Here is a 14,087-nt window from a genome sequence, read left to right as displayed (position 1 = left end):
CAGCGCCGCCCGGCACAACAGCTATTGCATACCCAACATGTGCGGCAACCACAGCGAAATCGCCGGAATGTAGGTCACCATTCCGAGCACCAGCAGCAGCATGGCGTAGAACGGCAGCATCTCCTTCACTACGGCTTCGATCTTCTGCTTGCTCACCGCGCTGGCGACAAACAGCACCGATCCTACCGGCGGGGTAATCAGGCCGATCCCGAGGTTAACCATCATGATCATGCCGAAGTGCACCGGATCGATGCCCAGGGCGTTAGTCACCGGCAGCAGAACCGGCGTCAGGATCAGGATGATCGGCGCCATGTCCATCAGGGTGCCAATCAGCAGCAGCATGATGTTGAGGTACATCAGAATGACGTACTTGTTATCCGAGAGCGAGGTGAAGAACTCGGTGATGCGCATCGGCAGCTGCATGTAGGTCATCACCGCACCAAAGGCCGCGGCAAAGCCAATCAGGATCATCACGATGGTAACCGTTTTGACCGTGCGGCACATCAGCTTCGGCAGCTCGTTCCACTTGTAGTCGCGATAGATAAACATGGTGACGAAGAAGGCCCACAGGCAGGCGACCGCCGCAGACTCCGTTGCGGTAAAGATACCCGACAGGATCCCGCCGAGAATAATCACCACCGTCATCAGGCCCCACAGCGCATCCAGCATGGTTTTTAACGCCTGCTTGAACGGAATGCGCTCCCCTTTCGGGTAGCCGCGCTTGCGCGCGAAGCATAAACAGAGCGCCATCAGCCCCATGCCCAGCAGCAGACCCCGCAGTACGCCCGCGATAAACAGCGTGGCGATAGAGACCGTGCCGCCTGCCGCCAGGGAGTAGATCACCGAGTTATGGCTGGGTGGGATCAGAATCGCCTGCACAGAGCCGCTGGCGGTGACCGCCGCCGCATATTCGCGTGGATAGCCCTTCTTCTCCATTTCCGGGATCATTACGGTCCCGATGGAGGCGGTATCCGCCACCGAGGAGCCGGAAATGGCGCCGAAGAAGGTGGAGGCGACGATATTCACCAGCGACAGCCCGCCGCGAATAAAGCCGACAAAGATATAGGCGAAGTTAACCAGCCGCCGGGCAATGCCCCCTTCCGCCATGATCGCCCCCGCGAGGATAAAGAACGGGATCGCCAGCAGGGTAAATTTGTTCACCCCGCTGGTGATTTGGATCATTAATGCTTCAAGCGGCAGGTCAATCCACAGCGCGCCAGCCACGGCGCTTAAGCCGACGGCAAAGGCCACCGGCATCCCCAGCGCCAGCAGAATGGCGAGGGTGAATAACAAAACAAAGGCATCCATTGTTCACCCCTTAACTGTGGTTGCCGATCAGCACGACCGGGCGACTTTCCTGAGAGCCAAACAGCAGGCGCTCAAGCACAAACAGGATCAAAATCGCCGACCCGACCGGCAGCGGCAGATAGCTTTCGCCGGAGGTCAGGATCGGAAACTCTGCGACCGGCTGGTCCCAGAGCTCAATGCACAGCAGGTAGCTGTACCAGAACATGATGCCGGAGATGACCAGCATCAGCAGATCCACCACCCGTGCGCAGACCGTTTTCAGTGAGTCTGGCAATCTGTCTGTGAGCATGTTCACCGCAATATGTGAGCCGGCGCGGTAGCTCACCGCCGCGCCGATAAAGGTGAACGTCACCATGCAGATAATGGCAATCGGCTCCGGCCACGACTCACCGCGGTTGAGTACGTAGCGCGAAAAGATGCCAATCGGGATAACGATGGTCATCACCAGCAGCGACAGCCCGGCAATGGCCATCGCCAGCAGGTAGAGACGGTCCATCCATTTCAGATAGAGTTCGGACATAAATACTCCGGCTTACTTAACGTCAGCGATGGCTTTCATCAGATCCTGATGTTTTTCACCATACTGGGCGCGCACCGGCTCGGTCGCTTTGACGAACACCGCCTTATCGATGTCGTGGAACTGCACGCCGCCCGCCTTCATCTTCGCCAGCGCTTCGTCGTTGTAGGCCTGCCACAGCTTACGCTGTTCAAACTGCGCTTCACGGGCCAGGGTCTTAATTTTTTCCTGCTCGTCGGCGCTCAGCTTGTCCCACTTCACTTTGGAGTAGAGCAGCATTTCTGGGGTGATAAAGTGGCCGCTCAGGGTGTAGTTTTTGGCCACCGGCATGTAGTTGTGGGCGATATAGGTCGGTGGGTTATTCTCTGCGCCGTCGATAACGCCGGTCTGCATGCCGCTGTAGACCTCGCTTACCCCCATCGCCACCGAGTTGGCGCCCATATCTTTCAACGTCGCCAGCGCCACCGGGCTACCCTGGACGCGGATTTTCTTACCTTTTAAATCTTCCGGTTTAACAATCGGATCTTTGGTGATCAGGTTACGGGTGCCGGAGTCCATCCAGCCGAGGAAGACCAGCTTCGATTTCGGGTTCGCCGTCAGTTTTTCGCCGATCTGCTTACCGATGTCGCCGTCGATCACTTTGTGCATGTGATCTTCATCGCGGAAGACATACGGCAGGGTAAAGACTTCGATATCCGGCAGGATGGCCGCAACCGGCGCCATGGAGACGCGGATCATATCGATGGCGCCCATCTGCGCCTGCTCAATCATCTGCTTTTCATCACCCAGTACGCCGCCCGGGAAGACTTTGATCTCCAGCTTGCCGTCGGTTTGTTGTTTAAGTTTTTCACCCATATGCTCCACCGCCACCACGTTCGGGTAGCCTTCAGGATGCACATCAGCAGCTTTAATGGTTTGAGCAGAGACAGAGGCAGCAAAAGCAGACAGACACAGAGCGGCCAGCAACGGCTTGATGGTCGTTTTCATTGAGTCAACTCCAGGGTATGAGGTAAGCGTTGGAACGGCGTTTTAGTTTTCAGCTTCAAAACTAGCCTAAGGCCTGGAAAACGAGGGTGAAGCGCCTCACAAAAAAGCGCTAAAATTTGAAACAATGGTTCAAATTGGTGATGGAGTTCAAACGAAATGGCCTTTCAGGCCCGAGCAGGGGGGCATGCCGGGTGGTGGCGTCGCCCTACCCGGCCTACAGATTCAAAGGGTTTATCAGCCTTTGCGGATCAGATAACGATACGGCAGCGAGGCGGTATCCTGTGCCAGCAGTTCGTGTTCCATAAAGGTGCAAAAGCCGGGGATATCACGGGTGGTAGCCGGATCGTCAGCAATAATTAGCAGCGTCTCGCCGGTTTGCATCGTGCGCACGGTTTTGCGCACCATCATAACGGGTTCCGGGCAGCGCAGGCCCTGGGCGTCAAGAGTATGGTCTGGGCTGGAAAACAGATCGGTCATCGTCGTCTCGTTCAGATAAAAAACGGCAGTAGTTTACGCCCCAGGCCGGGCAAAGCAAACCAGGTTAACGATTGCGTAAAAATTAGCCGTTGCAAAGCGCAGTGAAAGCAGTATGATGCGGCCGGTTTATTGGGTTCCCTCACCCCAACTTCTAAAAAGGTCACAATATGACGCAGTTCTCTCAATCGCAGCGCGTAAAAGCGTTGTTCTGGCTTTCGCTTTTCCATCTGCTGGTGATCACCTCCAGTAACTACCTGGTACAGCTGCCGATCTCCATTTTTGGTTTTCATACCACCTGGGGCGCGTTCAGTTTCCCGTTTATCTTCCTTGCGACCGATCTTACCGTCCGTATCTTTGGCGCCCCGCTCGCCCGACGCATTATTTTTGCCGTCATGCTTCCGGCGCTGTTTGTGTCATACGGAATCTCCTCGCTGTTCTATATGGGAAGCTGGCAGGGCTTTGAGGCGCTGACGCACTTTAACCTGTTTGTCGCCCGTATCGCCGCCGCCAGCTTTATGGCCTATGCGCTGGGGCAGATCCTCGACGTGCATGTCTTTAACCGCCTGCGCCAGAACCATCTCTGGTGGATGGCGCCGACCGCCTCCACGCTGTTTGGCAACGTCAGCGATACGCTGGCCTTTTTCTTTATCGCCTTCTGGCGCAGCCCGGATGCGTTTATGGCTGAACACTGGATGGAAATTGCCCTCGTGGATTACGCCTTCAAGGTACTTATCAGCCTGGTCTTCTTCCTGCCGATGTACGGCGTACTGCTAAATATGTTGCTGAAAAGATTCGAGGATAAATCTGAAATTTCAGCATTACGGGCAGGTTAAAGGTTCCCCTGAACAGTTGTGATAAGATGGATTGATGCGCCGTTATGGCCGTTTATCGAAAGGAAGAATGTAATGCGCAATCTGGTTAAATATGTCGGGATTGGCCTGCTGGTGATGGGGCTGGCCGCTTGTGATAACAGCGACACGAAAACGCCAGCTCAGGCTGCGTCTGCGGAAAGCAACGCCACGGGTCAGCCGGTCAGCCTGATGGATGGCAAACTCAGTTTCTCACTGCCAGCGGATATGACCGATCAGAGCGGCAAGCTGGGCACGCAGGCGAACAATATGCACGTCTATTCCGATGCCACCGGGCAGAAAGCGGTGATTGTGATCGTCGGCGACGACACCAATGAAGACCTGGGCGTGCTGGCGAAACGTCTGGAAGACCAACAGCGCAGCCGCGACCCGCAGCTGCAGGTGGTCACCAACAAAGCCATCGATCTGAAAGGCCACAACCTGCAACAGCTGGACAGCATTATCTCTGCCAAAGGCCAGACCGCTTACTCCTCCGTGGTGCTGGGCAAAGTGGACAACAAGCTGCTGACCCTGCAGATCACGCTGCCTGCTGACGATCAGCAGAAAGCGCAAACTGCCGCTGAGAACATCATCAACACCCTCGTGATTCAGTAAATCATCACGATGAAATGGCCTCCTCCGGAGGCCATTTTTTTAGCCGCCACGTCAGCAGTAACGCTATCGCCACCAGCCCCGCCGCCGCCAGATAGATAACCGGCACCCCGGCCCACGCCATTACCAGCCCGGCCAGCGGCCCGGTCACCCCCAGCGACATATCCATAAACACCGTGTAGGTCGCCAGCGCCGCCCCCTGATTCTGCTGCGGCACCGCTTTGACCGCCACCACCCCCAACGCCGGGAAGACCAGCGAGAAGCCCGCTCCCGCGAGGAAAACCCCGATCCGCGCCATCCAGGGCGCCTCAGCGATACCGGTCAGCAGCAGGCCAACAATCTCAACGCTAAAGCAGATCATCGCCACGTTTAGTCCGCCCAGTCGGTTAATGCCGTTCGGGAACAGCAGGCGGGTGCCGACGAAGGCGCAGCTAAAGAGCGTCAGCGCGAAGGCCGCGCCGTCCCAGCCTTTATCGGCGTAAAACAGGGTAATGAAGGTGGCGATAACCCCAAAACCCGCCGAACCGAGCGCCAGCGCCATGCCGTAGGGCCAGACGCGCCCCAGCACCGTGCGAAACGGCATCGGCTTGCCTTTGCTGGCCTTCACTTTCGGACGTGGCAGGGCGAAGAGGATCGCCAGCAGCGCCACCCCCATAATGGTCAACGCCAGCCCGCTCAGGCCGGTGTAGCGATAGCAGAGCACGCCAAGGGGCGCGCCCATCGCCATTGCGCCATAGATGACGATGCCGTTCCAGGAGATCACCCGCCCGATGTGCGAAGCTCCCACTACCCCCACGCCCCACAACGTTGAGCCCGTTCCGGCGAGACTTTGTCCGATGCCTAAGATCACCCGGCCAAAACAGAGCAGCGCAAGGCTGATCACCGGCCAGGCGCTGGTCAGCCCGGCCAGGAAATAGCTCACCCCGCTCAGGAAGCAGCCGCACAGCCCCAGCACCACAATGCTTTTTGGCCCGAACAGATCGGCATAGCGCCCGGCATAGGGGCGGCTTAACAGGGTGGCGAAGTATTGCAGGCTGATGACCAGGCCCGCCCAGAAGGCGCTAAAGCCCATGATGTCATGGACATAGCCCGGCAGGACGGCCAACGGCAGACCGATGGTCAGATAGCTGGCAAAGTTGAAAATCACGACGGAAACAATACGCAGGTTGAGGCGCAATCCACTCAGTGCCGGTTCGGCGGCAGGTTCGGGCATCAGGTTCACCAGAATTTTTACAACAGTGTTTCACTATTACCACGCCAGGGAGAGAAATGCAGCAGCGACTTTAAGATTAACGGCGTCAGCCGAAGCGCTGCGGGCGCACTACACTTAGGAGCATCATATAAGAGGAATAATCATGATAATCACGCCGCCCGATAAAACGGGTCTTCCACCCGCTGATAAAGCGGGTCTCCATATTTTAATGAAGCTGGCCTGTCTGGTGGTGATCCTGGCAGGCATTCATGCCGCAGCAGATATTCTCGTTCAGCTATTGCTGGCGCTCTTTTTCGCCATCGTCCTTAACCCACTCGTCACCTGGTTTTTGCGCCGGGGGGTGAGCCGCCCTGTTGCCATCACCATTGTGGTGGTGGTGATGCTGATTGGGCTGACGGCGCTGTTTGGGGTGCTGGCGGCCTCGCTCAATGAATTTGCCGCTATGCTGCCGAAATACAACAAAGAGCTGACGCGCAAAATTGTCGGTCTGCAGCAGATGTTCCCGTTCCTCAACCTGCACTTCTCCCCGGAGCGCATGCTGAGACGGATGGATTCAGAGAAGGTAATGACCTTTGCCACCGCGCTGATGACCCAGCTTTCCGGGGCGATGGCCAGCGTCCTGCTGCTGGTGATGACCGTGGTCTTTATGCTGTTTGAAGTGCGCCACGTGCCGTACAAGATGCGTTTTGCCCTCAATAATCCGCAGATCCACATCGCCGGTTTACACCGTGCGCTAAAAGGTGTGTCGCACTATCTGGCGCTGAAAACGCTGCTGAGTTTGTGGACCGGGGCCATCGTCTGGCTGGGGCTGACGCTGCTGGGGGTGCAATTTGCCCTGATGTGGGGCGTGCTGGCCTTCCTGCTGAACTATGTGCCTAATATCGGCGCGGTGATCTCCGCCGTACCGCCGATGATCCAGGCCTTCCTGTTCAACGGTTTTTACGAATGCATGATGGTGGGGGCGCTGTTCCTTATCGTCCACATGGTGCTGGGCAATATCGTGGAGCCGCGAATGATGGGCCACCGGCTGGGGATGTCCACTCTGGTGGTATTCCTGTCGTTATTGATCTGGGGCTGGTTGCTCGGCCCGGTGGGGATGTTACTTTCCGTGCCGCTCACCAGCGTCTGTAAGATCTGGATGGAGACCACCCGGGGAGGCAGCAAACTGGCGATCCTGCTTGGCCCAGGCAGACCAAAAAGCAGGCTGCCGGGATAAGAGATGTATGCGCTGGCGGCGTGAGGGCTGGTTCGCGCCGCCCATCAATTTAAGACAACCGGATGAGCAATGCGGCGCGTTAGATTATATTATGGGTGAAGCCCGTCACATTGACTGCGAATATCTTCAAAGCAACACCTTCGCGTTCGGCGGCATTAATACTTCCATAATCATTAAACGCTGGGCGTGACTATGTACCAGTTCTTACTGGGAAAAATTTCTACCCTCAGCGCTGACCCTCTGGCGTCAGCGCTTTCTGAGCAGGCGCCGCAGGGCGCGCGCCGACTCCCCTGGCTGGCTGGCCGGGCGCTGCTCGCCCGGGCGTTATCGCCCACCCCGGTACCGGAAATTATCTTCGGTGAACAGGGCAAACCGGCGTTCGTCGATGCCAGACCCTACTGGTTTAACCTAAGCCACAGCGGGGATAATATTGCCCTGCTGTTGAGCGATGAGGGGGAAGTGGGCTGCGACATCGAATTGATCCGCCCGCGGGATAACTGGCAGGCGCTGGCTAACGCCGTCTTTAGCCTCGCCGAACATGACGAGCTGGAGCGGGAGGCGCCTGAGGCAAAACTGTCGGCCTTCTGGCGCATCTGGACGCGTAAAGAGGCGATCGTCAAACAGCGCGGCGGCAGCGCCTGGCAGATTGTCAGTATCGACAGCACCTTAAGGTCGACGCTCTGCGTCAGCCACTTTCAGCGCGGCGAACTCAGCCTCGCGGTCTGTACGCCAACGCCCTTCCCCCTCCATAACGGTGCACTTCAGGTTCTGTAACCCGCTTATTTCAAATTATTCGGAAAGTCTGCCGGCAGCTCGCTGGCAGCACAGTCAATGACAGCATCGTTATTGGCACCGCAGTCGCGCACAAAGGTAATGGTGGCGAACTCATCAATGACCTCGGTTGGGTAGGCCGGGCCCGCCTCGCGATAAGAGACCATCAGCGGAATATGATCGTTCTGGAAGCAGACGGTTTTTTCCGGGTTATTCATCACCCAGCGCGGGAAGAAGATGGTGCCGTGGAACAGCTTGTCGCCGAGGTTCACAATCAGGCTCACATCGGTACCGGTCGGTTCAGTCCACGAGATTTTATAAATGCTCTCGCCCACGCGAACGATATAAGCCTGCTGATCTTTTACCCAACGGTTTGCCACGATCCCGCTATGAATACGGTAGTCGAGCGTCTGCTCGTTTTTGACATAAATCTCGTAGTTCCAGCCGTTATCGTAGGTGTAGACCAAATGTTTGCCGACGAAACCGCTCAAATCATGTTTATCAAACTGGCTCATATACTGTCTCCTCTGTTTCAATGAGCCCATCTTACGCCTGCAAAAATTGGATTAATAACGCTATGATTTAATCAAATTCATTCAAAAATTAGATGAGTTATGCACAAAACTACCCTTGAGCAATGGTCGTTGCTGGAACGCGTCGTTGAGTTGGGCAGCTTTGCCCGCGCCGCAGAGGAGACGCATCGCAGCCAATCTTCCGTCAGTTATAACCTGGCGTTGTTGCAGGAGCGGCTGGGCGTGGCGCTGCTGGTTCAGGCGGGACGTAAGGCGGTGCTGACCCCGGAAGGGGAGCTGCTGTTAAATCAGGTCAAACCGCTGCTAAACGCCTTTACCCTGCTGGAGACGCGCGCCACGACACTACGCAACGGGATGCGTACCCGACTGGATGTGGTGGTGGACAGCATTTTCCCTCGCCGTCATCTGTTTGCCATTCTGCGCCAGTTTCAACAGCGCTATCCGCAAACCGAGGTGCATCTGACCGAAATACTTGAGAACGCCGGCGAGGCGCTGACCCAGAGCGAAGCCGACGTGATGGTACTAACCCGCCGCCATGATGTGACCGGGCGCGGCGAGTGGCTGATGAATATCGATTTTGTCGCCGTGGCGCATCGGGAGCATCCGCTGTTTGAACTCGATACGCCGCTCACTGATGAAATGCTACGCCCCTGGCCACTCATCCAGATCGCCGGGCAGAACTACGCCGCGCCTCCTGGCGGCGAAGCCTGGACCTTCTCCACCATCGATGCCGCTATCGATGCGGTGATGTATCAGGTGGGGTATGGCTGGCTGCCGGAAGAGCGAATTCAGCAACAGCTGGAAACCGGTGTGCTGAAAACGGTGCCCCTGAACCACGGCACGCGCCGTGCTACACCGCTGCATCTGATTGTAAAACGCACGCTCGCCCCGCTCGACGAACAGGTGGAAACCTTACTGCAACTCTTCAGCCAGCCGTCGTAAAGGTGAACTGCTACGCTTAATGGTCTGAACTTCAAATATGACAAGGAGCAGGCCGTGAAAATCGATCTTACGGGAAAAGTGGCGTTAGTGACCGCCTCCACAGGCGGTATTGGTTTCGCCATTGCCAGAGGGCTGGCAGAGAGCGGCGCCGAGGTGATTGTTAACGGACGCAGCGTCGACTCGGTTAACCGGGGCATCCAGCAGCTGCAGCAGCAGATACCGGGCGTTCAGGTGCGGGCCGCCATTGCCGACCTCAGTACGCAGGAAGGGGTGGATGCTCTGCTCCGGGTCGCCTCTGACGTCGATATCCTCGTCAACAATGCCGGGATTTACGGCCCCCAGGATTTTTACGCCACCGACGACGAGACCTGGAATCACTACTGGCAAACCAACGTGATGTCCGGTGTGCGACTGTCACGTGCCCTGCTGCCCGGCATGGTGCAAAAAGGCTGGGGCCGGGTGGTGTTTATCTCCTCGGAGTCAGCCTGCAATATTCCGGCGGACATGATCCACTATGGCGTGACGAAAACCGCCCAGCTCTCTCTGGCGCGCGGTCTGGCAAAATTTGTTGCCGGGAGTGGCGTCACCGTGAACAGCGTCCTGCCTGGCCCGACGATGTCAGACGGCTTTGCTGAAATGATGAAAGACGAAATAGAGAAAACCGGCAAATCCCTGGAGACGCTGGCAAAAGAGTTCGTGATGGCAAACCGCCCAAGCTCTGTGATCCAGCGGGCCGCCACGATAGACGAGGTGGCGAACATGGTGGTTTACGTCTGTTCCCAGCAGGCATCTGCTACCTCCGGCGCGGCGCTGCGCGTGGATGGCGGCGTGGTGGACGATATTATCTAGCTCTGTCAATGGCCGCCTGTCCGCTGGCGGGTGGCATCTGACGCTAAAGCAGGTAAACTGAGGACAGAATGTGAATTTACGCTAAGACTCTGTTATGACCAATATGATTGCCGATGAGGCGATGGCAAAATCCAGCGTCCTCTCCGTGTTCGACTTTGATGGCACGCTGACCCATCACGACAGCTTTATCCCCTTCTTACGCTTTGCGTTCGGTAAGCGCTACTTTGCCGGTCGCCTGGTGCGGATGGCCTTGCCCACCCTTCACTGCGTGCGCCGCAAGCTGACCCGTGATGAACTGAAAGAGGTGCTGATCAAAACCTTCCTGACTGGCGTGGATGAGCACTGGCTGCGTGAGCAGGCGGAGCGGTTCTGCGAAAAGTACTGGGACAAACTGATGCGCCCGCAGGGGGTGCTGGCGGTGGCGGCGGAAGTCAACTCCGGCGCAGAAGTGACCATCTGCTCTGCCTCCCCGGCGCTGGTGTTGCAGCCGTGGGCCGACAAGCTCGGCATTAAGCTTATCGGCACCCAGCTGGAGGTAAAAGAGGGCAAGCTAACCGGGCGGATCACCGGCCATAACTGTCGTTGTGCGCAGAAGGTGGCCCGGCTGGAGAGCGTGTACGGCAGCCTGACCAACTACCACGTGCGCGCCTGGGGCGATACCCGTGGCGATCACGAGCTGCTGGCGGCGGCGCAGGATCCGCACTGGCGTCATTTCCATCCGCCGCGCGCGCGCCGCAACTCACCGATCAAGCTGTAAACCCTGCCGGGTGGCGGCTTCGCCTTACCCGGCCTACAGGGCTTGTAGGCCCGGCAAGCACAGCGCCGCCGGGCAAAATCCGTCAGGCTTCCCGTTTCCCCGGGAACAGCAGGCTCGCCAGAATCCCCGCCGCCAGCACGCCCAACACCACTAACAGACTCGCCGTGGCGCCGATACCGTAGCCGTGGTGCCAGAAGTGATCCGTCGCGTTCAGACCAAGCTTAAAGGCGACGAAGAAAAGCAGCGCGATCACCGCTTTCTCCAGATGCACCAGATACTGCTTTAGCGCCTCCAGCACAAAGTAAAGCGTACGCAGGCCGAGGATGGCGAACATCATGGCGCTGTAGATAATCAGCGGCTCGCGGCTGACCGCGATGATCGCCGGCACCGAGTCAAAGGCGAACATCACGTCTGACAGCTCCACCACCGCCACACAGAGCAGCAGCGGCGTGGCATAGCGCTTCGCCTTCTTCACCCGCCCGACCATCACATCCTGGTTTTCAGGCTTAGCCAGCTCGGCATCCACCTCTTTCTGGCTGAGAAGAAACGCGTTACCAGTAATTTTTGGCCAGATCGGATAGAAGCGTTTTACCGCGCGGTAAGCCAGATGCTGAGAGTAATCCTCAATCTCGTCCTGCTCTTCGCCGCGTTTAAGCATCATCACCGCCGTCCAGGCCACAATCAGGGCGAAGACCACTTCAACGTATGGCCCCAGGCTCAGCAGGCTGGTGCCGATAGCGACGAAGATCCCGCGGAAGACAATCGCGCCAATCACCCCCCAGTAGAGCACCCGGTGACGATACTGATCCGGCACGCCAAACCAGGCGAAGATCGCCATCATTACGAAGAGGTTATCAACGGAGAGCACCTCTTCCAGGGCGTAACCGGTGAGGAACAGGCTCGCCACTTCGGCACCGTGATGCACGTAGAGGAACCCGGCGAACGCCATCGCCATCATCACCCAGAAGAGGGACCAGAGTGAGGCGCTTTTCAGTGAAATTGGTTTGTCATGGCGATGCATGAAGAGGTCGATAAACATCGCCCCAACAGCCATAACCACAAAAACAACAACGGTTTCCGTCGGGAAACCGAGATGAGCAGAGGACATAGACAACCCTTTTTGAAGACAAAATACACACCATGCAGACTGGCGAAGCCAGTAAAGAAAAAGAGGGACCGTTTACCGGCTCTCCTCTTAAAACGCATAACCCTGCGTGAGGGAGTGTACTTTACCTCACAATGCGGAGGTTCTGCCATCGGCGCTTTACTGGCTCATGCCGCGCAGCCGCTGCAGGACGGCCACCAGCACCGCCACTGACCAGCCAACCATCAGCGCGCCAACCAGCCCTTCCACCCCGCCAATCAGTCGCCAGTGCTCCGGCAACGTGACATCGCCGTATCCCACTGTAGCGTAGCTGACCAGCGAGAAATAGAAGCTGGTGTTCCAGTCATTAAACGCGCCGACATAGCGATAAAAAACGGCAAACAGGCTGGCTTCAAGCAGATGAGCAAAAAGTGCAGTCACAATGATGACGATATTGCGGAACACAACGCGGATCACCGATTCCACATTCAGGTTGATGAACTTCAGGATAATAAACATCCATGTGGAATGAATGATCACCGTCAGGTTGATCAAAATAATAATGCTCACAAGCTGCATATCACACTCTCTGAAAGGTAACGCAATACGCCCTGCTCAACAGAGCAGGACGTAAAATAGCGGAACGTTTGAGATGCAGTGTAGCGGATGGGGGCGAGTCCAGGGCGCTATCGTGGCGCCGGGGCACTACCTTCCTGCCAGCGCCTCTGCGCAGGCCCAGGCGCTGGCCCACGCCCACTGGAAGTTATAGCCACCCAGCCAGCCGGTGACGTCCATGACCTCGCCGATAAAATAGAGTCCCGGCACGTTGCGGGCCTCCATGGTGCGTGAAGAGAGTTCGTTGGTGTCCACACCTCCCAACGTCACTTCCGCGGTGCGATACCCTTCGGTGCCGTTAGGCTGGACGCGCCAGGCGCTTAAGGTCTCCACCAGCGCCTGCTGGTCACGGCTGTTGAGCTGCTTCAGCGACACATCAGGAATTTGCCCCAGCAGCTGCAGGCACTCCACCAGCCGCTTCGGCAGCTGCATTGCCAGGGTATTTTTCAGGCTCTGGTTAGGGTGCGCCGCCCGCTGCTCATTGAGGAAGCTCTCCAGATCGCAATCCGGCACTAAATTGATGGTGACGAACTCGCCCGGCTGCCAGTAGCTGGAGATTTGCAGTACCGCCGGACCGGAGAGGCCGCGATGGGTGAACAGCAGATTCTCACGGAACACCGTACCGTCTTCGGCGGTAATCACCGACGGCACCGAGACGCCGGAGAGCGTTTGCAACTGCTCCAGCAGCGGCTTATGCAGGGTAAATGGCACCAGGCCGGCACGGGTGGGTAACACCTTCAGGCCAAACTGCTCGGCAATTTTATAGCCAAACGGTGTGGCACCCAGCCCCGGCATTGAGAGCCCGCCGCTGGCGATCACCAGTTTTTCTGCGCTCACGGTTTCGCCATTAAGCTGCAGCGTGTACCCTGCGTCGTCACGCGCTACATCCAGCACTTCGCTGCGAAGTCGCAGGGTAACCTGGCCTTTTTCACACTCCGCCACCAGCATATCGACGATTTGTTGCGCGGAATCGTCGCAAAATAATTGCCCCAGCGTTTTCTCATGCCAGGCGATCCCATGTTTACCGACGAGGTCGATGAAGTCCCACTGGGTGTAGCGCGCTAATGCAGATTTGCAAAAATGACGGTTCTGGCTCAGATAGGCCGCAGGTTCGATATAAAGGTTAGTAAAGTTGCAGCGACCCCCACCAGACATCAGGATTTTACGACCTGGTTTTTTGCCGTTATCGAGCAGCAGAACCCGGCGTCCTGCCTGTCCGGCCATCGCCGCACAGAATAAACCCGCCGCACCTGCGCCAATAATGATGGCATCGTACTTTTCCACGTCTCGATCCTCCTGGTTTTCAGGGCGCGAATTGTAAAGTTTCCTCAAGAAACGCACCAGCGTAAAAATCTGTA

15 protein-coding genes and 2 pseudogenes are annotated in these 14,087 nt (G+C 57.2%); 8 read left to right on the top strand and 9 right to left on the bottom strand.

Annotated features, from left to right (window positions below; all coding sequences use genetic code 11):
- Positions 1–21: 21 nt before the first annotated feature.
- The 4 genes from DVA43_RS19410 to tusA form a co-directional block, all read right to left on the bottom strand.
- On the bottom strand, positions 22–1,308 hold the full coding sequence (locus DVA43_RS19410) for a TRAP transporter large permease (protein ID WP_114316483.1): 1,287 nt from the start codon (positions 1,306–1,308) through the stop codon (positions 22–24).
- 10 nt (positions 1,309–1,318) lie between these two features.
- Positions 1,319–1,828: a TRAP transporter small permease gene (locus DVA43_RS19405; protein ID WP_103177371.1), complete on the bottom strand. Its 510-nt coding sequence runs from the start codon at positions 1,826–1,828 to the stop codon at positions 1,319–1,321.
- Between the two features lie 12 nt (positions 1,829–1,840).
- Positions 1,841–2,812 (bottom strand): TRAP transporter substrate-binding protein, encoded by a 972-nt coding sequence (locus tag DVA43_RS19400; RefSeq protein ID WP_114316482.1) that lies wholly within the window; start codon positions 2,810–2,812, stop codon positions 1,841–1,843.
- A 234-nt stretch (positions 2,813–3,046) separates the two neighbouring features.
- Positions 3,047–3,289, bottom strand: a complete 243-nt coding sequence (tusA, locus tag DVA43_RS19395; RefSeq protein WP_114316481.1) for a sulfurtransferase TusA — start codon at positions 3,287–3,289, stop codon at positions 3,047–3,049.
- A 167-nt stretch (positions 3,290–3,456) separates the two neighbouring features.
- Between tusA and DVA43_RS19390 the strand changes: the two genes are divergently transcribed.
- A complete protein-coding gene (locus DVA43_RS19390; RefSeq protein WP_103177374.1) occupies positions 3,457–4,122 on the top strand; it encodes a 7-cyano-7-deazaguanine/7-aminomethyl-7-deazaguanine transporter in 666 nt (221 codons plus the stop codon).
- Between the two features lie 72 nt (positions 4,123–4,194).
- Entirely contained in the window at positions 4,195–4,752 is a 558-nt protein-coding gene (locus DVA43_RS19385) for a DcrB family lipoprotein (RefSeq protein WP_103824753.1), read from the top strand.
- A gap of 4 nt (positions 4,753–4,756) precedes the next feature.
- Here the strand turns inward: DVA43_RS19385 and DVA43_RS19380 are convergent.
- Positions 4,757–5,996 (bottom strand): annotated as a pseudogene (locus DVA43_RS19380) (MFS transporter).
- 108 nt (positions 5,997–6,104) lie between these two features.
- Between DVA43_RS19380 and DVA43_RS19375 the strand changes: the two are divergent.
- From DVA43_RS19375 to acpT, 3 genes and pseudogenes are all read left to right on the top strand, one after another.
- Positions 6,105–7,178: an AI-2E family transporter gene (locus DVA43_RS19375; RefSeq protein WP_114316479.1), complete on the top strand. Its 1,074-nt coding sequence runs from the start codon at positions 6,105–6,107 to the stop codon at positions 7,176–7,178.
- A 7-nt stretch (positions 7,179–7,185) separates the two neighbouring features.
- A pseudogene (locus DVA43_RS19370) lies at positions 7,186–7,368 on the top strand (beta-ketoacyl-ACP synthase); the annotation flags it as partial.
- Positions 7,369–7,370: 2 nt separating this feature from the next.
- Entirely contained in the window at positions 7,371–7,952 is a 582-nt protein-coding gene (gene acpT / locus DVA43_RS19365; RefSeq protein ID WP_114316478.1) for a 4'-phosphopantetheinyl transferase AcpT, read from the top strand.
- A gap of 5 nt (positions 7,953–7,957) precedes the next feature.
- Here acpT and DVA43_RS19360 read toward each other — a convergent pair whose 3' ends face one another.
- On the bottom strand, positions 7,958–8,464 hold the full coding sequence (locus tag DVA43_RS19360) for a phenolic acid decarboxylase (protein ID WP_103177379.1): 507 nt from the start codon (positions 8,462–8,464) through the stop codon (positions 7,958–7,960).
- A 99-nt stretch (positions 8,465–8,563) separates the two neighbouring features.
- On the opposite strand from DVA43_RS19360, the gene DVA43_RS19355 reads away from it, so the two are divergent.
- The 3 genes from DVA43_RS19355 to DVA43_RS19345 all read left to right on the top strand — a co-directional run bounded on the left by DVA43_RS19355 (position 8,564) and on the right by DVA43_RS19345 (position 11,030).
- Positions 8,564–9,424: a LysR family transcriptional regulator gene (locus DVA43_RS19355; RefSeq protein ID WP_114316477.1), complete on the top strand. Its 861-nt coding sequence runs from the start codon at positions 8,564–8,566 to the stop codon at positions 9,422–9,424.
- 54 nt (positions 9,425–9,478) lie between these two features.
- Positions 9,479–10,273: an SDR family NAD(P)-dependent oxidoreductase gene (locus tag DVA43_RS19350; protein ID WP_114316476.1), complete on the top strand. Its 795-nt coding sequence runs from the start codon at positions 9,479–9,481 to the stop codon at positions 10,271–10,273.
- 94 nt (positions 10,274–10,367) lie between these two features.
- Entirely contained in the window at positions 10,368–11,030 is a 663-nt protein-coding gene (locus DVA43_RS19345; RefSeq protein ID WP_103824746.1) for an HAD family hydrolase, read from the top strand.
- 82 nt (positions 11,031–11,112) lie between these two features.
- Here DVA43_RS19345 and DVA43_RS19340 read toward each other — a convergent pair whose 3' ends face one another.
- The 3 genes from DVA43_RS19340 to DVA43_RS19330 all read right to left on the bottom strand — a co-directional run bounded on the left by DVA43_RS19340 (position 11,113) and on the right by DVA43_RS19330 (position 14,013).
- Positions 11,113–12,138: a TerC/Alx family metal homeostasis membrane protein gene (locus DVA43_RS19340; protein WP_103177383.1), complete on the bottom strand. Its 1,026-nt coding sequence runs from the start codon at positions 12,136–12,138 to the stop codon at positions 11,113–11,115.
- A gap of 156 nt (positions 12,139–12,294) precedes the next feature.
- Positions 12,295–12,693, bottom strand: coding sequence for an ion channel (locus DVA43_RS19335; protein WP_114316475.1), 399 nt, complete (start codon positions 12,691–12,693; stop codon positions 12,295–12,297).
- Between the two features lie 126 nt (positions 12,694–12,819).
- Positions 12,820–14,013, bottom strand: a complete 1,194-nt coding sequence (locus tag DVA43_RS19330) for an NAD(P)/FAD-dependent oxidoreductase (RefSeq protein ID WP_114317171.1) — start codon at positions 14,011–14,013, stop codon at positions 12,820–12,822.
- Between the last annotated feature and the right edge of the window lie 74 nt (positions 14,014–14,087).

The organism is Leclercia sp. W6, assembly GCF_003336345.1.
In the GTDB taxonomy this organism is placed as follows: domain Bacteria; phylum Pseudomonadota; class Gammaproteobacteria; order Enterobacterales; family Enterobacteriaceae; genus Enterobacter.
The sequence above is the reverse complement of the archived record's forward strand: the minus strand, read 5'-3'. Positions and strand labels throughout refer to the sequence as shown.